The following is a 19,377-nucleotide window of genomic DNA, read 5'->3' on the forward strand; positions in this document are numbered from 1 at the left end:
ACAATCCGTTATTATTAACGAAATGAATTAATACCTTGCATGCTTCCCAATAGTTAGTCTATTGCCTGCCCTCCCGACTGGCGGGTAAGGCTTCGTTTATTGAAAGGTCGTACGCCAGGGTTTTTTAAACGCTCCCCTTTTTTACTACTTTAGTTCATCGGATGCCCGAAGTAACTGGGCACTCAAATCTGGAGTGTCCATATTCTTGTCCAACGGAAACATTGGACGTTTAATATGTTGGTATCCCAATCGCTCCAAATCCTGATCAACCCCACCTGGCGTCAACGCCATGATCCAGTCGCCACGCATTTCATAGAGCTCTGGAACGAGATAACCAATTTTTACAACGACAAGGTCGGTTTCTTTCGGATTTAAATTCAAATCGGTGAAATCGGCTGTATGATGGTAGGGTTTTCTTTTTTTGGTAACGATAACATGTATGCTACCTATTTGCACCACCGCTTCAACCTCTGCATCTCGGTCACCTTCCTTAATTGCCGTAATAGTACCTGTTAGTTTTAGAGGAGGGGCAAAACGATCATCAACAATGGCTCCTGCCATCGCAGAAACTTTCCCGCCTACACCTACCTTTAATGCTTCTTCGATTAATTCTGGGCCAGGAATCGATGCATAGATCAAAGAAGGACCTTTTTCCGATTTAAACTCAGGACGGGATAAGAGTTCACGGAGTGTCCATGTCACATCACCTGCACCCCCAGCGGTCGGATTGTCTCCCATATCACTTATGATAAAAGGTTTTTTCTCACTTTTAAAGGCCTTTTTCAAACTCTCTTCTAAAGTGGCCACGGGTGCCACGAATTCAAATTCATTACGTACCTCCCAAAAAGCTTTCGCCAATTGTTCCGCTCCTGAGGTTACTTGGGCCTTATCGTCACCAGTTACCATTACCACGGCGTGGTTTCGGGCCTCATCGGCCCAGGCATAACCGATCCAAATGGCTGCGTCGATGACTCCTTCCTGTGCTTCTATGGAAGGTATCTGGGCATAAAGACTTTTACCAGGTTCTATACGCGTACTTGTTTTTTCTCCAGGTAATAGAATCGGAACAGGTATCCAAGCCTTGTACTTAGGCTTACCTTTCCCATTTTCCAATCGGTCCAATAAATTGGTAATCGCTCTGGCCTTTGATTCCAACGCATCTTCATGGGGGGCCATACGATAGCAGGTAATTAAATCGCTATGTTCGGCCAAGGTCTTCGATACGTTTCCATGTAAATCCATTGATGTGGAAATCAATACTTTAGGACCAATAACTTCTCGAATACGTTTAATAAGGTCACCTTCTGCATCTTCTAATCCCACAACACTCATTGCACCATGGATATCAAAAAACAAACCGTCATACGGCCCATTTTCTTTGAGCATTTTCAAGGTTTTATCGACCATACTCTCATAAGCCTCCCTTGTTACTATTCCGCCTGGCAATGCTTTGCCCAATAGTGTTGGCACCCAATCGGCCCTTTTGCGAATTTCGGTGCCTTCATCAAAAAATGGATAACGACCGAAAATGGAGTCACCAATCCGGGCATGAAAGGCTTCTTCATTGGTCTGGGCAGGTGAGAAGGTACTCGATTCAATACCCAAACCGGCAATGGCCACGCGGGGTAGCTTGTTTTCATCTTTCCCTTTGGTATCAGGTTTACAATTGAGGACAAGAACTATTAAAAACAGGAGGAATAGGTTAGATTTTTTCACGGTTTTGATTATTTAAGATCCAGTTTACATCCCTTGGAAAATTAGCGCGGTGATGTACCTAAAATCGCTTGGGTTTTAGGAGTCTAAAAGTAGTATTTAATTTTCATTTTCAAAGATCGATATTGATTTCTTTCTTTGCCGATGTACCGGAGAAATCCTATCTTCGGGCACTGTAGAGCATCCAGGAGACGTTGGGTGCATGAATAGTTACCCAATTTTATTTGCAAAACGGGTCATTAACGCACTTACGTTTGTAAAAGTCACTGGAATTATCAGTTTTATCGTAAAGATCAGTACTAATTAAAATTCAAATTACCTTGAAAAAAGGCAATATAAAGAATATGAAAACCGAGTTATTATCCGATAACTGGTATACATTGAATAAAATCACATTTGACTACCAAAAAGAAGATGGAAGTTGGGAAACGCAAGTACGAGAGGCTTATGATAGGGGTAATGGGGCAGCGATTCTTCTCTATAATAAAAATAAAGGAAATGTTGTGTTAACCCGACAATTTCGAATGCCGACCTATATTAATGGCAATGAGGACGGCATGATGATCGAAGTTTGTGCTGGTCTACTGGATGGGGACCATCCTGAGGAATGCATTAAAAAAGAGGTGGAGGAAGAAACGGGCTACTTGGTTGACAACGTCAAAAAGATATTCCAGATTTATATGTCTCCCGGATCCGTTACCGAAATACTATATCTCTTCGTGGCCAAGTATGAAGATAAGATGAAGGTAAGCGAAGGTGGGGGTGCAGAGGAAGAAAGTGAAAACATCGAAGTTCTTGAACTTTCATTTGAACGGGCTTTGAAAATGATCAAATCTGGCGAAATTAAGGATGCCAAGACGATTATTTTATTGCAATATGCAGCCCTAGAGGGGTTGCTCAATTAGCGTCATGGCATCATCGTACTGTGATTACAAAGATGTCACTCCGTGTCATGACAATTTCAATAGGAATCCCGTATTTCCTCGAAAATGGTCTGCATGCGTTGTTTGATTTGGGAGGGGTTTTCCATAAAATGATTGTTCATAAAACTAAAAATCAAAATTTTACCCGATTTTGTCAATAAGTAACCACTTAAACAATGATTGTTACTTAAGCTTCCTGTTTTTGCATAAAGATAGGGTTCTGGATTACCTGAATACCAATCTTCCAGTGTACCCGAGACACCTCCGATAGGAAAAAACTGAAACAATCGTTCTTTTGGAATTTCAACATAGAGCTTATATAAAACATGTACCATCGACTCTGGGGTAAACAAATTATATCGCGAAAGGCCAGACCCATCTACCCATCTTGGCGGTTGTTTTAAATCGGACAAGTGATTATCAAGTACAAACCGACGCGCATTTGCACTATTCAAGGAATCGGAGAGGGTAGAGGAAGCCAAAAATAATAGTTGTTCGGCGAGGAAATTATCACTCACTTCCATCATTCTTTTGTAGATGGTATCCGAGGGTATGCCATATAAGACCTTGAGGCTGTCAACAGGTATTTTATTGGTGCGATGTATTTTCCTTTGCAGGGATTTTTCCAATAATTCCTTGGTAAGACTACTGTCTACGATAAATGGAATTTCCAGGGTGTCCTTTTTTGAAGTATCAAAATAAAAACGATTCTTATTTTTATCACGATTTAAGGCATAAGAGATGGGAATAATGCTGTCCTTGAAATATTCCGGATGCACTTTTAGGGTATCGCCATTTTCAATGGTCAGAACATTTCCATAAAGTGGAAAACCGTTGCGCTCAGGGGAATAGTAATATTGATAATCGTCCCAGGACCAGCCTGGACCAAGCTTTTCATCCTTAAAGTTATTCGTATAGAGTGCAATATTGGCATATTTTTTTATAAAATGGAGAGCGGTACTATCCTTTAGGTAAGGATGTAAAGTAGAAGGGTCGCCAGTACCCTGGATATACAGGGTGTCTCCTGTAAATGAATATTTGAGCGTGGGAATACGGTCGGGCAACAACTTCAATGCTGTATAAAGGGTAAATATCTTGGTGTTACTGGCGGGGATAAAATATTTAGAGCTATTACTTTTGTATAAAGTATCCTTGGTTGCTGCATCAATCAATAAAATTCCGGTAAACTGATTTTTGTAGAAAGCGGTTTCGATTCGGGCATCAATTTTCTTGGCTAGATGTCTTCGAGCACTGGAACATCCTGTAAATAAGAAAGTTAGTAAAAGTAAAACAACGATTTTTTTCATAAATTCAACTTGAAAATTACCAATTTCTTTATTCCTTTGCTATTTTAACAACAAATTATTGAATATTTAACGATAGATGGACAATATTTTTTCTGCATTTTTAGTTAACTTTGATAATACAACAACTAATTAAAACATTTTTGGGATATGGCTAGAGCTATGCTTGAGTACACCAAAACGGTACTTAAAAAAGTTAGTTTTGACACAAAGCTCTTTTGTAAGGAGCTTAAAAAGGCAGTACAAAGACTACTGCCGGCCGAAATAGAAGAACTGAAGTACTGGGTATTACAGTTTATTACCGATAAGCCGCAACTACAAGAAAGTCTTGTTTATTTAAAAGCCTAATATAGAACCACTCGAAAGAGTGGTTTTTTTTGATACCATAGGCCAGAATCACAATTGTCCCGTATATTATTTCATATCCGGTGCATAATCTGTTGTACATTGTAAATGAAGTATATTCTCCCATTTTTGTTCCTACTCCTTTTTGGCTGTGCTGATGATGATTTGATAGACAAGGAAATCAATCACGATATTATAGGAATGTGGCAATTGGAAGCTACCAAAATCAGCCCAGGTGGAATTGTGGATTGGACCTTATTGGATAATGGGGAAGTCTACGATTTCAGGAATGATGGTACCTTTGAACTATCAAAGTGGGAAGGATGTAAATCCCCTGTTTTAGGTACATTTGCGGTAACCGAGGAAAGGCTCTATTTGAGATTCTCCTGTAATTCCGAGCTCATCGAACCCATTTACCGCATATCTTTTGATGGTAAAAAACTGATATTGGGATTTATAGGTTGCATCGAGGAATGCTCCTATCGTTTTAAACCTTTGAATTGATTACTGTTTGCTGATCGGACTAATGATCTTCACGTCCTGAAAGGCTATGGCTCCTCTTACAATTCCTGAAATCACGTCTTTCAACGCTTCGGTAATCTGAATTTTCAACTCACTCTTATGGTAGATCAAACTTACTTCGCGGGCCGGTGAAGGTGGGTTGAAATGTTTGAGGTATTTCTTTTTGTTTTCGTCCAATTCAAGTGTATTCAGAAAAGGCAATAAGGTCATGCCAAGGCCTTCATTCGATAAATTTATCAAGGTCTCAAAACTACCGCTCTGTAATTGAAAATGTTCTTCCCCATAATTTTTGGTGGAGTTGCATATGTTTATTACCCCATCCCTAAAACAATGTCCATCTTTCAAAAGCAGTATATCCGTTATATCCAAATCACCCGGGTCAAGATGGGAAGCACCTGACAATCTATGGTTTGTGGGAACATAGCCAACAAAGGGCTCATAGTATAGAGGTCGTTCCTTTATAAATTCAATTTCCAAGGGCGTGGCGGCTATTCCTGCATCTAAATGCCCGTCTTGGATATTTCGAATAAGATTTTCCGTGTTTTGTTCCTTAATGATCAGATTCACCTTAGGGTATTTCCTTATAAACGTTTTTAGGAACATGGGTAAAAGCGTCGGCATAATCGTGGGTATTATACCTAAGGTATAGTCGCCCCCAATAAAGCCTTTTTCCTGATCTACGATATCCTTGATCCTTTCCGCCTCATTTACAATATTCTTTGCCTGTGCCACAATTTTTTTTCCGACTTCCGTAATGGCGATCGGTTTTTTGCTACGGTCGAAAATCAAGATATCCAATTCATCTTCAAGTTTTTGGACTTGCATGCTTAAGGTAGGCTGAGTAACAAAGCTTTTTTGGGCGGCCTGGGTAAAGTTTTTATGTTCGGCAACAGCTAAAACATACTGTAATTGGGTAATGGTCATGGATTATAATTTCAGTCTATAAAATTATAAAAACTAACGATTAAAACTAGCCTCATGAGCTTTTATATTATCTAACTTTATCTAAATAAAACAAATATTATGTCATATAACAGTATAGGATTAAGTGCCGAAAAATCATTGGCCTTAAGCAACGATTTAAATGAGTTATTAGCCAATTTTCAACGATATTATCAAAATTTAAGGGGAATTCATTGGAATATTAAGGGGAAACGTTTTTTTGACCTTCATGTAAAATTTGAAGAGCTGTACACCGATGCGAATATAAAGGTTGATGAGATCGCTGAACGCATCCTTACTTTGGGTGGGGTACCCCTTCATACGTTCGAAGATTATATTGAGAATTCGAATGTTCCCGTAGGTAAGAACATTACCAAAGATGAAGATGCCATTCGTTTGATCGTTGATTCATTGACCCAATTATTGCTTATTGAACGGGGTATTTTGAACACTGCCGACGAGGCCGATGATGAAGGAACCAATTCCATGATGAGTGATTTTATTACGGAACAGGAGAAAACAGTTTGGATGATGAAAGCGTGGTTGGCAGAAGATATTTAGAATCCAAGAATTATTTTATCAAAAAAAGGCTTCCTTTAAGGAAGCCTTTTTCGATTTTGATAAATGGCAATACTTTAGAATCGAATATTGAATTCGAGATTTTAACCCGCTAGGTTCAGCACATACATTTGGTACTATTCTCATCATGCAACAGTTCGGCACTATAAAACTACAACTGGGAAAATTGTATTGGCACAAGTCATTGAGGGATAACACTTTTGTTTTATCAAAAAATGAAATGTCATGCTTAAACCATTATTCGTATCGATCACTTGTCTATGCTCAGGTTTACTTATAGCCCAAACGACCATTTCGGGCACGGTCACGGACGATAAGGACAATCCGATCATGGGAGCCAATGTTTTTCTTGAAGGCACCTATGACGGGGCCTCTAGTGATGTACAGGGAAATTTCGCATTTCAAACTTCGGAAAAGGGTACCCAAACTTTAGTGGTTTCCATGATTTCTTATGAAACACATTATGAAGTGGGTGATGTTTCCTTGTTTAAAGATCTAACCATTAATATTAAAGAAACCATTAATCAATTGAAAGGAGTTACGCTAACGGCGGGTTCTTTTTCGGCTGGGGATAATTCCAAAGTGTCTGTCTTGAAGCCCCTGGATATCGTTACCACAGCCGGTGCCGCAGGTGATTTCGTGGCTGCACTGCAAACCTTGCCGGGTACATCAACGGTCAACGAGGACGGGAGGCTCTTCGTACGGGGAGGAACTGCTGGGGAGACGCAGGTATTTATAGATGGTCTAAGGGTCTTTCAACCTTTTAATGCCACGGTTAATAATATCCCAACAAGGGGTAGGTTCTCCCCCTTTTTATTTAAAGGGATAACCTTTAGTACAGGTGGGTATTCAGCAGAATATGGTCAAGCCCTATCAAGTGTTTTGCTATTGAATACCACCGATGTTCCAGACCAGGAAAAGACCGATATCTCGGTGATGTCCGTTGGGGGCGGTGTTGGTCATACCGAAATATGGGGAAATGAATCCCTAAGTATAAATACATCGTACTTCAATTTAGCGCCTTATCAGTCCTTAGTGCCGTCAAATCAGGATGTTCGATGGCGAAAGCCTTATGAATCGATCGCAGGGGAAGCCGTTTTTAGAAGTAAGGGAGAGAACAATATTTTCAAATTGTATAGTGGTTTTAACCTTAGTTCTATGGATATCGATCAAGAAGATATCAATTATAACGATTTGGTTCGATTTCGATTGAAAAACAATAATCTATATGTCAATTCGAACTACAAACATTTTCTGGCGAATGAGTGGACGTTGGCCACGGGAGCAAGTATTTCCATGGATAAAAACAAGTTGTTTATCCTGTCGGATAAATTGGAAACCCACGAATTTGGGGGTCATCTCAAACTTAAAATGAAGAAGAATTTCAGTAGCCGTTTTCAATTGAATTTTGGGGCAGAGTATTTTAAATCATCTTATGACGATAGGTATACAGAAGCAAACGGACTCGATTATATAAGTGAATACAAAAATAATCTGATAGCTGGCTTTACAGAAGCGGATGTTTTTTTCAGTAATCGGTTTGCGATGAAAGTGGGGGCAAGGGGTGAACGTTCGGATTTAAATCAAACCTATAATTTTGCCCCTCGGGTATCCTTGGCATACAAGAGTAGTGATAATGGACAGTTTTCTTTAGCCTATGGGAATTTTTATCAAGACCCTTCCATTTCTTACACAAAGTTCGACAATGAACTCCGTGCTGAAAAATCATCCCATTACATATTGAATTATCAGTATACCGGAGATGGAAAAACGTTTAGGGCAGAGGGGTATTACAAGGGTTATTCGAATTTGGTGAAATTTGATAGCGACGGGCCCCGTTTCGATTCCAACTACGATAATTCAGGAAATGGTTATGCCACGGGATTGGATGTTTTTTGGAGGGATAACAAGAACATCAAAAACCTGGACTATTGGATCTCCTATTCCTATCTCGATACAAAACGGGATTATTTGAACTTCGAAGCAAAGGCGACACCCAATTTCGCACCCAATCACAATTTTTCTCTAGTTACCAAATATTGGGTAAACGATTGGCGTTCACAAGTCGGTTTTTCCTACACCCATGCCTCTGGAAGGCCTTATGACAATCCGAATACCAAAAGATTTTTAGCAGAAAAAACAAAGTCATACAATAACCTTAGCATCAATTGGGCATATCTGATTTCGCCCCAAAAGATATTATACTGTTCAGTGACCAATGTATTGGGTTTTAATAATGTAAATGGGTATCAATATGCAGATGTCCCAAATACCAATGGGGTTTTTAATAGAAGAACGATCCGCCCTTCGGCAGATACCTTTTTCTTTATCGGTTTCTTTTGGACGATTAGCACGGATAAAACCAGTAACCAGCTGGATAATCTTTAACCAGCTTTATGCTTTAGATATCGGTTTTTTCCCTCTCAAACAAGTTGAATGATGCAAAAGGGAGCTTTAGTAGCGATTGGTTTTGGATTATTGTTGCATTTTAAGATAATAGTCTGTTGAATGCTTGCCAGAACCAAAGAATACGAAAAATAGACAAACGATTAAGGCTACCGATGCGAGTATTAGGTTGCTCATATTCATTTCCCCTAAGAAATTTACCAGTATTGCCCCAATCAAAATGGGTATTTGCGCTATTACGGCCCAACGTGTCAATAAACCGATTACGATCAAAAAACCACCCACAAAATGGGCAGGAGCCACATAATGAATGATCAGCATGCCTCCTGGCATATTTTCAAATGGTTTTATTACTTCCGCCATTTGGGCATGGTTCGACATAAAATCGATTCCTTTGGCGAAAAGAAAGATGCCAAGGGCAACCCTAATCAAATCTATAAGATAGTACGAATGGGCATTTGCCCATTTATTCAGTGTTTTTACAGTTCCCATAGCGATTATATTTTAGTGGACACTATAAGTTACTGATATTTAGGTAAATATAAAATATATTTTTATGAATTTTTTTCGATTCAATATTTTTATCGAATTAATATTCTATAATAGAGGTCTGAAGAAAACAATTCAGGTGTTGGCTTTCGCTTATCCGAATATACCTATTTACCGATAGGCGCATTTTTAACTTCGTTATCCTGAACTATCAAACATAACAATCCGGCCAAGAACATAGATACACCACCGATAATCATGGCATAAATAGCATCGTTTTGAAAAAACGACTTCAACATAAAGCCCAATATTCCAGCAGCCACGATCTGTGGGATGACAATAAAGAAATTGAATACACCCATATAATACCCCATTTTATTGGCAGGCAGAATACTGGAAAGCATGGCATAGGGCATTGAAAGTATACTCGCCCATGCAATACCAACCCCTATCATTGAAACCAAAAGCATATTGGGGTCGGTAATGAAGAAAATGGAAATGAGACCAATGCCTCCCATGAACAAAGCCATTAAATGGGTCATTCGTCTGCTCGTTCTTTTGGCTATGACCGGAAGTAGAAAAGCCACTATGGCCGCAATACCATTATAGATGGCAAAACAGATGCCCACCCAGTCCGCACCTTCATTGTAAAGTGCCGAAGTGGTATCAGAAGTGCCGTAAACATGGCTTGTAACCGCAGAGGTCGTGTAGATCCACATGGCAAATAGGGCAAACCATGAAAAGAATTGCACAAAGGCCAATTGTACCATGGTTTTAGGCATTTTGAAAATACCTACAAATGATTCGGCCAATCCTGTAAAAACTCCCGTTTGTGCATTTTCCAGTTTAAGCTTTTCCAAATCATCTGGGGGGTATTCCTTTGTGTTGAAAACCGTCCACATAACAGCGCAGAAATAAGCAATTCCCCCAATGTAAAATGACCATTTTACTGCATCTGGTATACCACCATCCGCTGCGATATTGGAAACACCAAACCAATTAGTCATTATATAGGGTAGGGCAGATGCGATTACGGCGCCTATGCCAATAAAGAAGCTCTGCATGGCAAAACCGCTGGTTCGTTGTTCATTGGGTAACATATCACCGACAAAAGCCCTGAAAGGTTCCATGCTAATATTGATGGAGGCATCCATTAACCAAAGCATAATGACTGCCATCCACAATGCAGTTGAATTGGGCATGGCGAATAAGGCTATAGTTGCCAAAATGGCCCCAATGGCAAAGAAGGGTCTTCTACGGCCCCATTTTTTATGCCAAGTTCGATCGCTATAATATCCGATGATGGGTTGTACCAAAAGCCCTGTAACTGGTGCCGCAAGCCATAAGATAGGAAGTTCGTCCTTGGAAGCCCCTAGGGTCTCGAAAATTCGACTCACATTAGCATTTTGTAGTGCAAAGCCAAATTGGATACCGAGAAAGCCGAAACTCATGTTCCAGATTTGCCAAAATGATAATCGAGGTTTTTGAGAGCCTATAGAAATTTGAGTCATGTGGTTGGTTTTTTGGTTTGTAACTCCTCTTAACTAAAATTAGTCAATTTTTATAATGGGAATTTAAGTAAAAATCATTGTACTGTCCTTTAGAGCAATTAACGGTCATTATTTCTATTTCACGCTTTTTAATCTCGAACAAATCAGTAAACTACGATAATATGATTGAGTAATGCCTTTAGCTAATCCAATGCCGACCAAACTCTTTCAATCAGTGCTTTGGTCGCTTTGACCCCTTCGGTTTCACTTAAGCGTTCCCCTTCATATTCAACACCAATATATCCTTTAAAATCGGATTTTTTGACCGTTTTCAATAGTTGTTTATAATCAATTATGGTTTCGTTCCCATCAGCGTCGAAATCATAGGATTTGGCACTAACCCCTTTGGCGTAGGGTAAAAACTCTTTTAAACCTTTATGGGGGTCATATACCTCGGTGCACTTGTTGCTCTGGGTGCTTCCCCATGCTGCATTTAAACACCAGTTCCCAAAATCGGGAAGGGTTCCCAAAAATGGATTATCAACCTTTTTAATAATATCTACCATGAATGCCGCATTCGATGTATGTAATCCATGGTTTTCAACGATTACATTTATGCCCACTTTTTGACCATAGGAAGCGAGCTCGCCCAAACCTTCGACCAATGTTTTTGATAAGGTATCCATATCAGAATTGCCAAAAGCGTTTACGCGTATGGAATGACACTCCAACAGCTTGGCTGCGTTTATCCATTTATAATGGTTTTCGACCGCGGTTTTACGTTGCTTCTCCTTTGGGTTGCCCAAATCACCTTCGCTATCGACCATGATCAAAAGACTTTTTACACCTTCATCATCTGCCTTAGCTTTCAGTTGCATCCAAAATTTATCGTGGTTGGATTGTTTTACATAAAACTGGTTTACATATTCAATAGCTTGAATTCCAAACGATTTAGACGCAATGGAAGCAAAGTTATTGGGGTCAAGATCACCTTTGAAAAAGGCCCTGTTCAAAGACCATTGGGCCAAGGATATATTTGGTCCGGAATAAGGCGTCGCGCCAGGGGTAAAAGAGGATAAAGGCAATATGGAAGCTGCTGTTGTTGCTAAGGCTGTTTTTTTGATAAATGATCTTCGGTTCGTCATGGGTATGTGAATTTATGTCTTCATGGAATTCAAATTTACTACTAAAATAACTGCCATTCAATGTTGTGTTCTAGTCTTTCTGTGCTTTTATTTTTAAATTCATGGTCGATTAGTAAAATGTTTAAAAATTTAAGATGAAAGTATTATTCATAGGGGGTACTGGTAATATTAGTTCAGCATCAAGTCGATTAGCGATTAAAAAAGGCATAGACCTATATCATTTAAACCGAGGCAGTTCAAATGTCCAAATTAAAGGGGTAAAGACACTGCATGGCGATATCAAGAAACCCGAAAGCCTAACCGTTTTGAAAAAACATAATTGGGATGTTGTGGTCAACTGGATCGCTTTCACTCCAGAGGATATTGAAAAGGATATTTCTTTATTTAAAGGAAAGACTAGGCATTATATCTTTATAAGCTCGGCTTCATGCTACCAAACACCTCTAAACTATCCCATTATTACGGAATCCACCCCATTATGCAATAACCTTTGGGATTATTCCCAGAATAAGATACGATGTGAAGACCTTTTACAGCAAACCTATCGGGAAGAGGGTTTTCCAATCACCATTGTTCGGCCTTCTTTGACCTATGACACCGTTATACCTATAGCCATAGGGGGGTTCAACGAGTATACTACCGCGGATCGAATTCTAAAAGGAAAGGAAATTATCGTTCATGGTGATGGCACCTCGCTTTGGACCGTTACCCATTCCGATGACTTTGCAAAAGGTTTTGTAGGCTTGTTGGGTTTGACACAGGCCATAGGTCATTCATTTCATATTACCTCGGATGAAGTTTTAAGTTGGAATATGATTTATAGGATTTTAGCAGAGAGCTTAGGGCAAGAAGCCAAGATCGTGCATATCGCCTCCGATTTTATTTGTACGGTGGAGCCATCATTTACAGGGACATTATTGGCTGACAAGGCCGAAAGCGTTATTTTCGATAATACCAAAATAAAAACCTTTGTGCCCGATTTTAAGGCAACCATTCCATTTTCCCTAGGTATAAAAAGAACGTTGAAATGGTTGGATGAAAATCCTGAAAGCAAGTTTATCAACCCAGAAAGCACCGAAAAGATAGAACGTGTTTTGAACAAGTATCATTCAATATACGAATAGTACTATCCCTTCATAATTTTTGCTATTTCCTTTGAATTAGGGTTTTGTCGGCTTTCCAATTCTGAAATGATCTTGGGATGGTCATGCTCCCTGCCTTGGGAAAGTTTATAGGCCGCTTGGATAGTGCCTATTGCGATTTGAAAACCGACTACCCCTTTTATTTGTCCAAGGGTCTTTTTAGAAAGACTATCCAATGAAATAGGGTCTTTTGAATGCGCTTCATATTTGTCGACCAATTTGTACATCGACTCTAAGACTTCTTTTTCACTCAAGATTTTTATTTTACCATAGACATGTACCGCAATATAATTCCATGTAGGCACCTCTTCTTCTTTATACCAGGATGAGGAAATATAGCTATGGGGACCATTAAAAATACAGAGCACGTTATCGTTTTCCTTAAAATATTGCCATTGGGGATTGGCCTTTGCGATATGACTCACTAAAATGTCATTTCCGTCTTCGTCTTCATCTAATTCCAGCGGAATGTGAGTAGCCCAAGGTTTTCCTTTTACTTGGTTTATCAAAATACCAAAGCTGTTTTTCTTAAGAAAGTCTTTTACCTCCTCGATATTCTCGTTTTTATATTTATGGGGTATGTACATTATTCTTGTTTTTGTAGGCTAGCGAGTACCGGTAAATGATCTGAAATATGTTTATTATTCTCCATACGGTCATCAATATGAATATACGATAGTACTTTGAAACTCTTGACAAAGATATAATCGATTCTTCGGTCTAATTTCATTTGGGCGTCAAAACCATTGAAAGTACCTTCTGGTCCATAAAAGCTTTTATGGGTAATGTCCTTGCCATCATCCAAATTCATTTTTATGTATTGGATAGGCGCTTCTTCGGGACCGAGATTTAAATCTCCCATGAGTACCACAGGATATTGCTTATCATTGATTTCCTTGATTTTCTCAAGGATCAATTGGGCTGAATTTTGCCTGGCCAGATTTCCAATATGATCAAAATGTGTGTTAAAAACATAAAACTTTTGTTGGTTTGAGACATCCTCAAAAAGGGTGTAGGTACAAATGCGCTCCATGGCAGCATCCCAGCCGACCGATACTTTTGCTGGAGTGGGGGAAAGCCAGAAGGTAGTACTTTGCAACACCTTTAATTTTGTATGGTCATAATGAATAGGCGAGTACTCTCCTTTTTGTCGCCCATCGTCGCGACCTACGCCCACATAGGAGTATTTCAAGAGTGCACTATCGATATACATCACTTGATGATGCAAGGCCTCTTGTGTACCGATAATCGTCGGGTTATAATGTTGAATCAATTTCAGCATACTTTCCTTGCGATCGTTCCAATTATTTACAGTATCATTAATGTTATCATACTTGATATTATAGGTCATTATTTTGAGGTCCTGACTTTGAACCCCTTGGGCGAACATAAAAAGGAATACGAGTATACTTAGGTTTGATTTAAACATGCGTACTTTTATTTTTTTGTAAATTAAACCACAAGATAATTATATATGGGCAAACCAAAACTATGAAAGGGTATTTGCATCAAATACATCCGGTGCTTCCGGTACGAAATGTGGTCGACGCATTGGATTTCTATGTAAACCGCCTTGGGTTTAAGATTGCCTTTGCTGATGATAGTAAGAAACCCACCTATGCTGGAATAATCCGTGATGGCATTGAAATACATTTGCAATGGCATGATGAAAAGGAATGGGAGGTCAAAAGTGATAGACCGATGCTCCGGATTGTTACCCAGAATATTGAGGCCCTTTATGAGGAATATTCCAAAAAAGATGTCTTCCAATCCCACACCCTTTTAAGGGAGACCGCTTGGGGCACTCGCGAGTTCGGTTTTTTCGACCCTGATAAAAATGGATTAACGTTTTATAGGGACAAAAAAGAATGACAAACAACTAACGAAGCCATAACCGAACTAAAATGTTTAAGAGTAATTAATAAGAACTCTTCGATCTAAGCCCAATCATAACTATGGCGTTCAATGGGAATTTTAACGTTTCAAAAGTTTTTTGGAGGCAAACGGTATTTATATTTTCAACCTAATCCCAATAGTGCTCTTCATTTACCTAACTTGGTTTTCAAGATTTACTTTGCTAATAGTATGTATTAAGGTTTCTACCTTTTGGGAATCTTTGTGGTTTTGGTTGCAACTCGATATGAATATTGATCTAAATAGTTTAATCGCGCCAAGAACCGTTAATTGTGTTGACTTCATTATTGAAATATCAGGTTAAATATAATTTGGTGTACTACCCAGGTTGTCAGTATTAGAAGGTAGGGTTGATATTTTTTACTATTTCTACGATCATAATAAATCAGTCCAATTAGAATCAAATAGATTATTGCGTATTGTACATTTTGGGTTACAGTCTCTGACCAATCTAAAAAATGTGGCCCGATTCGACCAATGGTAGGCCCGAGAAAAACGGTGGCGGTCCCTATGATGTATCTCATATGTTTGGAAGCATTTCTTCGATGAAACATGGCCAAGGAATAAAACAAGATCAACAGCACACTATCGGCTAACGGGAAGAATAAAAATTGTGGTGCATCTGACTGTATTATCCGAATCATTTGGGGCACAAAGGATAAAATCAACAATGGGAATATGATATAGGATAGCTTCCCAATTTTTCTATGCAATTTGTTTTTTCTATTTCGGATGAGAAGGGGTTGAAGAATGAGGAGTAGTATCCAAATAGAGGCAATAAAAGCATGAAGATGAATAAATATAGTTATGTTATCTTCAAAATTTGGAAATTGAACAAAGTAGGTTTTATAAAACCCAAAAAAAGCCAAGGGTAGTAATAGTAGTAAAAAGTAACCTAAATTTTTATAAGCCTTTTCCATAATCTTGAATTCTTTTTATTGCCACAAGCGTTTCCGATAAGAGGCGTGGTTGGCAGCGCATTGACTTGATATGGCGGCTTGACTGCCAGGCATGATCGACATATCGATTGTTGTACTTTCGTTATTTATTTTATCTCTTAATCTCGTTCCCATTTTTTAGTTGTAACGCAATCAAAATTCCGATGACCACAAGGAAAATTTCGCCAAGGGTATGAAGTAAGTATTTACTGTACCTGCCTGCCGACAAGGCAGGTTTGTTTTCAGTTAACAGTTGTTTTCCAATGCGCCTGAAGAATTTTATCATTGATTAAATTGAATTCATGGCGAATCTGTTGTAGAAATCAATAAAGGAGGACCTTAATAAAGTATATTGTCCAATATTCGATCAAGGTTACGCTCCATTCGATTGAATTTTTTGTCTGAAAAGAAAACCGCATTAACTTCTTTTCGAAACTCGATAAGTTCCATATTGGAGAAATAGTGCAAGTGTACATTTTGTTGAATTTTTTCGAGACTTTCATCCTCCGTATCCCCGCTAAACTCCTTGTACATTTTTTTGAAGGTTTTGGGATCGGTTTTCGATTTTATTAAATTAATTTCTTCTTCAGTTTCTATTGAATCTGCATTTGCACAGAGCAACAAAACATAAATTTGTAGTTCAGCCTTATTCCAAGGGTTTTTAGGTGTTTTCATAGTTATAGATTTGTTATACAAATTATCTTCATTTTTAATGGGAATGTCAAGGGTCAGCGTCCTATTCATTCCCTCTAAGGTTCCAACGACAATTTTAGGCTAATTTTTTCACATTAATTTTATTATTTCACTTTTTGAATTTTAAAAGAATGCCAGCGAAGGTAAATTGGTTATGGCACGTCTATATCCTACATATCGTGACCTACTTTTTAGAGAAATGCCCTAAGGCTTTACATTGGATAAGGGAATCAAATCTATACAAGCACAAAATACATGTAAAAAGTAAAACCCGGTATTGACCGGGTTTTACAAGCATCGGTCAGTAGGTGTGTAGTACTAATTCAAATTCGATTACTGACGGGTCGCTGCGATGATCTCTCCCGTGTTTCCACTAAGATCTTTTCTGAACGCCCATATTTCGGAAGAATATTTGCCATGGGTAATTTCTCCCCATTCTTTTAAAAAGGTCGCAAAACTCCCTTCGCCATGAACTTCACTATACTTTTGTGCGAATGTACTATCTTGACCGAGCCAAGCAGATTTCTCAAAAAAAGAAACAAAGGCAAGGTCTTTGGTATTTGTCATGCTAGAGAATTCGTTTGTATACATGCCAAAGATTTCATCCGGAAATTTTTCCGTCATGGTCTTATGGACCTTTTTCATCAGTTCCTCCATTTTTTCACCACTGAAACGCTTTAGGTCATAGACATCTACCAAAACTTTGTTTAGGGTAAAATTCTTTGAAAAATTTGACAGGCTGGTTTCAAATTTCCAATAATTTACATCTACTTCACCCGTTAGGTGGGGTACAACGTTGGCTTCCCAGTCCGCATCGTGTCCGTTTTCATCCGTTGGTCTTCCATCCATGGCACTCCATGGCAATGGTCCCATATTCCACATATATTTACCGGCATTCACTCCGCTGCCGATACTATAAACCAGCGCCTGATAGGGACCTTCAGCATGATACTTTTTGTTATGGGAGGCAAGACCTTTTTCAAATGCTTGGGTATGGCCTGGCAATACCGTTAGCATTACGTTCTGCAATACCAAGGATTCCTGATTCTCTTGAGATAATAGTAAAAAAGGTAATAGTAATAGTGTGTAAAATAACTTTTTCATTTGTTCTATATTTAATTGGTTAATATTCTATTTTATGTTTTCCATCCTACATTTTCTGTCAGGATCGGAGTTTAATTCTACGCTGTCCCTATTAGTTTTGATTGATTATTGCTTTACATGATGTGCTTCTGGCCTTGCATTTAGTCCAAAATCCTGTTCCACGGCTATGTACCATTCTTCATCACTGCACGCATTCCAATCTACCCATTGTTCATCGGTCATGGAAGCTCTCCATTGTATAAAGGGTTCAGCATCGGGACCTACTGGATGCCTTAATTTCCACGAATTGCTTTCCGCCACTTCCAAAATCTTGTCCGCTACAAGGGTAGGGGATGTTGGTGTTTGAAGCGATGCCGTAAACAGACCGGCAAAACGTTTTGAATGTGGATATATCGATTGGCCATCGACCGCTATATCAGAGGCCATTTGTGTATTGATAATCCCAGGTTCTACAATAGCAACCTTGATATTAAAAGGTTTAACTTCCTGTGCCAAGGCTTCACTTATGGCTTCGACTGCATGTTTGCTAGCGGCATAACCACCTAAAGGACTATTGGCAATATGCCCGGCGACAGATGCTATATTAATGATACAGCCCTTTTTGTTTTTCCGCATTTGGGGCAATATTGCTTTTGTACAACGAATCACACCCAGATAATTGGTGTTCATAATGGCTTGGAAATCGTCCATAGACATCTCCTCGATAGAGCCATGACGTTCAATTCCAGCATTATTGACCAAAACATCTATCGTTTCGTGTTGATCCAATAAAGCATCCATACATCGCTTGACCGAAGTATCGGAGTCCACATCCATTTTTGAAATCGTGATGTCCAAGGATTCCTCCTTGATTTTTTGTTTAAAATCGGAAGCGTTTTCCGGATTTCGCATCGTCGCGAAGACTTTATAGCCGGCGCGCCCAAATGCCAATGCGGTCTCAAGGCCAATGCCTTTGCTGGTTCCTGTAATCAGTACTGTTTTCATAGTAAATTGTCTTTAGGTTTAATATCATCAATGTTCTAAAACTTAAACTTTAACGGGCATAGACACGGTTATGGGTTCCAATACCGTGTGTTTCTTTTTTAAGGCCTCAGTGGATGGATCATTTAAAATCGCTTGAAACTTATCCATATCGGTTACCTCCATAACCAAAACCACAGAATTTGAATCGTCTGTATCCTGAAATGTTTTGAGGTCTGTTATGGCAGGTGCAAATACATCAAGTCTGTCTTGGTGTCCTTTCAACCAAGTATCAAAATTTCCAACTTTGTGACGGATTACGATTATCTTCTTCATTTTAAATTATGTGTTTATTCTGCCTACTCTAGACGGTTTTCGGCTGCTCCGTTATTGTAATTGGCCACTATTTTATCTACCTGTTCTATTAATCCCAATAGATTGGCGCATAACCGAAATTATTCCTCAACAACTCCTACCAAAAGGGTAGCGCCACCTGTTGCAAAATTGGAGAGATCTGCGGCGGTATTCTGACCTTCCGGTGATTCCATGGTTGTTTTCATCGTTTCGGGACTTGAAAACCAAAATTCGGCCATACGGTGATAATCAGGTTTGCTGCCATCCGGGGTACTTAGAAATTTTGTGAGTTCGAGTTTGGTATGGCCCTTCATCTTCGCTGTTTTGGGCAAATGCGTGTTGGCATAGTATTCCTCAAAAGCTGTAACATCCGTTGGATGACCGTAAAGTACTGTTAGTTTTATCATGCTATTT

General features: G+C 39.1%; 20 protein-coding genes. 7 read left to right on the forward strand and 13 right to left on the reverse strand.

Annotated features, from left to right (window positions below; all coding sequences use genetic code 11):
* Window positions 1–144: 144 nt before the first annotated feature.
* Window positions 145–1,716: a M81 family metallopeptidase gene (locus HPE63_RS01085; RefSeq protein ID WP_317172885.1), complete on the reverse strand. Its 1,572-nt coding sequence runs from the start codon at window positions 1,714–1,716 to the stop codon at window positions 145–147.
* 341 nt (window positions 1,717–2,057) lie between these two features.
* Between HPE63_RS01085 and nudK the strand changes: the two genes are divergently transcribed.
* Window positions 2,058–2,618, forward strand: coding sequence for a GDP-mannose pyrophosphatase NudK (gene nudK / locus HPE63_RS01090; protein ID WP_188312382.1), 561 nt, complete (start codon window positions 2,058–2,060; stop codon window positions 2,616–2,618).
* Window positions 2,619–2,674: 56 nt separating this feature from the next.
* Here nudK and HPE63_RS01095 read toward each other — a convergent pair whose 3' ends face one another.
* Entirely contained in the window at window positions 2,675–3,943 is a 1,269-nt protein-coding gene (locus HPE63_RS01095; RefSeq protein WP_188312383.1) for a D-alanyl-D-alanine carboxypeptidase/D-alanyl-D-alanine-endopeptidase, read from the reverse strand.
* 147 nt (window positions 3,944–4,090) lie between these two features.
* On the opposite strand from HPE63_RS01095, the gene HPE63_RS01100 reads away from it, so the two are divergent.
* Both HPE63_RS01100 and HPE63_RS01105 read left to right on the forward strand, forming a co-directional pair.
* Window positions 4,091–4,288: a hypothetical protein gene (locus HPE63_RS01100; RefSeq protein WP_188312384.1), complete on the forward strand. Its 198-nt coding sequence runs from the start codon at window positions 4,091–4,093 to the stop codon at window positions 4,286–4,288.
* Window positions 4,289–4,393: 105 nt separating this feature from the next.
* On the forward strand, window positions 4,394–4,789 hold the full coding sequence (locus HPE63_RS01105; RefSeq protein WP_188312385.1) for a hypothetical protein: 396 nt from the start codon (window positions 4,394–4,396) through the stop codon (window positions 4,787–4,789).
* On the opposite strand, the gene HPE63_RS01110 is transcribed toward HPE63_RS01105, so the two are convergent.
* Complete coding sequence (locus HPE63_RS01110; protein WP_188312386.1) at window positions 4,790–5,731, reverse strand: LysR substrate-binding domain-containing protein; 942 nt, start codon at window positions 5,729–5,731, stop codon at window positions 4,790–4,792.
* 99 nt (window positions 5,732–5,830) lie between these two features.
* On the opposite strand from HPE63_RS01110, the gene HPE63_RS01115 reads away from it, so the two are divergent.
* Window positions 5,831–6,310, forward strand: a complete 480-nt coding sequence (locus HPE63_RS01115; protein ID WP_188312387.1) for a Dps family protein — start codon at window positions 5,831–5,833, stop codon at window positions 6,308–6,310.
* A gap of 243 nt (window positions 6,311–6,553) precedes the next feature.
* Window positions 6,554–8,716 carry a TonB-dependent receptor gene (locus tag HPE63_RS01120; protein WP_188312388.1) on the forward strand — a complete coding sequence of 721 codons (2,163 nt, stop codon included), beginning with the start codon at window positions 6,554–6,556 and terminating at the stop codon, window positions 8,714–8,716.
* An 87-nt stretch (window positions 8,717–8,803) separates the two neighbouring features.
* Here HPE63_RS01120 and HPE63_RS01125 read toward each other — a convergent pair whose 3' ends face one another.
* The 3 genes from HPE63_RS01125 to HPE63_RS01135 form a co-directional block, all read right to left on the reverse strand.
* Window positions 8,804–9,226 (reverse strand): DoxX family protein, encoded by a 423-nt coding sequence (locus HPE63_RS01125; RefSeq protein WP_188312389.1) that lies wholly within the window; start codon window positions 9,224–9,226, stop codon window positions 8,804–8,806.
* 164 nt (window positions 9,227–9,390) lie between these two features.
* Window positions 9,391–10,674: an MFS transporter gene (locus tag HPE63_RS01130; RefSeq protein WP_223198049.1), complete on the reverse strand. Its 1,284-nt coding sequence runs from the start codon at window positions 10,672–10,674 to the stop codon at window positions 9,391–9,393.
* Window positions 10,675–10,916: 242 nt separating this feature from the next.
* Window positions 10,917–11,858, reverse strand: coding sequence for a sugar phosphate isomerase/epimerase family protein (locus HPE63_RS01135; protein ID WP_188312391.1), 942 nt, complete (start codon window positions 11,856–11,858; stop codon window positions 10,917–10,919).
* 134 nt (window positions 11,859–11,992) lie between these two features.
* Between HPE63_RS01135 and HPE63_RS01140 the strand changes: the two genes are divergently transcribed.
* Window positions 11,993–12,982, forward strand: coding sequence for an NAD-dependent epimerase/dehydratase family protein (locus tag HPE63_RS01140; RefSeq protein WP_188312392.1), 990 nt, complete (start codon window positions 11,993–11,995; stop codon window positions 12,980–12,982).
* 2 nt (window positions 12,983–12,984) lie between these two features.
* Here the strand turns inward: HPE63_RS01140 and HPE63_RS01145 are convergent, their stop codons facing one another.
* Entirely contained in the window at window positions 12,985–13,587 is a 603-nt protein-coding gene (locus HPE63_RS01145) for an FMN-binding negative transcriptional regulator (protein WP_188312393.1), read from the reverse strand.
* Window positions 13,587–14,429 (reverse strand): endonuclease/exonuclease/phosphatase family protein, encoded by an 843-nt coding sequence (locus tag HPE63_RS01150; RefSeq protein ID WP_223198012.1) that lies wholly within the window; start codon window positions 14,427–14,429, stop codon window positions 13,587–13,589. The genes HPE63_RS01145 and HPE63_RS01150 overlap by 1 nt, the downstream gene beginning before the upstream one ends.
* A 62-nt stretch (window positions 14,430–14,491) precedes the next feature.
* Here HPE63_RS01150 and HPE63_RS01155 point away from each other — a divergent pair, with 62 nt between their 5' ends.
* A complete protein-coding gene (locus HPE63_RS01155) occupies window positions 14,492–14,872 on the forward strand; it encodes a glyoxalase superfamily protein (RefSeq protein WP_188312394.1) in 381 nt (126 codons plus the stop codon).
* Between the two features lie 1,319 nt (window positions 14,873–16,191).
* On the opposite strand, the gene HPE63_RS01160 is transcribed toward HPE63_RS01155, so the two are convergent.
* From HPE63_RS01160 to HPE63_RS01180, 5 genes are all read right to left on the reverse strand, one after another.
* Complete coding sequence (locus HPE63_RS01160) at window positions 16,192–16,527, reverse strand: hypothetical protein (RefSeq protein ID WP_188312395.1); 336 nt, start codon at window positions 16,525–16,527, stop codon at window positions 16,192–16,194.
* Between the two features lie 351 nt (window positions 16,528–16,878).
* Window positions 16,879–17,649, reverse strand: a complete 771-nt coding sequence (locus HPE63_RS01165; protein ID WP_188312396.1) for a hypothetical protein — start codon at window positions 17,647–17,649, stop codon at window positions 16,879–16,881.
* A gap of 105 nt (window positions 17,650–17,754) precedes the next feature.
* Window positions 17,755–18,633, reverse strand: coding sequence for an SDR family oxidoreductase (locus HPE63_RS01170; RefSeq protein WP_188312397.1), 879 nt, complete (start codon window positions 18,631–18,633; stop codon window positions 17,755–17,757).
* Between the two features lie 42 nt (window positions 18,634–18,675).
* Window positions 18,676–18,945 (reverse strand): hypothetical protein, encoded by a 270-nt coding sequence (locus HPE63_RS01175; RefSeq protein ID WP_188312398.1) that lies wholly within the window; start codon window positions 18,943–18,945, stop codon window positions 18,676–18,678.
* A gap of 119 nt (window positions 18,946–19,064) precedes the next feature.
* Window positions 19,065–19,370: an EthD family reductase gene (locus tag HPE63_RS01180; protein WP_188312399.1), complete on the reverse strand. Its 306-nt coding sequence runs from the start codon at window positions 19,368–19,370 to the stop codon at window positions 19,065–19,067.
* Window positions 19,371–19,377: the final 7 nt, after the last annotated feature.

Origin of the sequence: Maribacter arenosus (genome assembly GCF_014610845.1) — a bacterium.
In the GTDB taxonomy this organism is placed as follows: domain Bacteria; phylum Bacteroidota; class Bacteroidia; order Flavobacteriales; family Flavobacteriaceae; genus Maribacter_A; species Maribacter_A arenosus.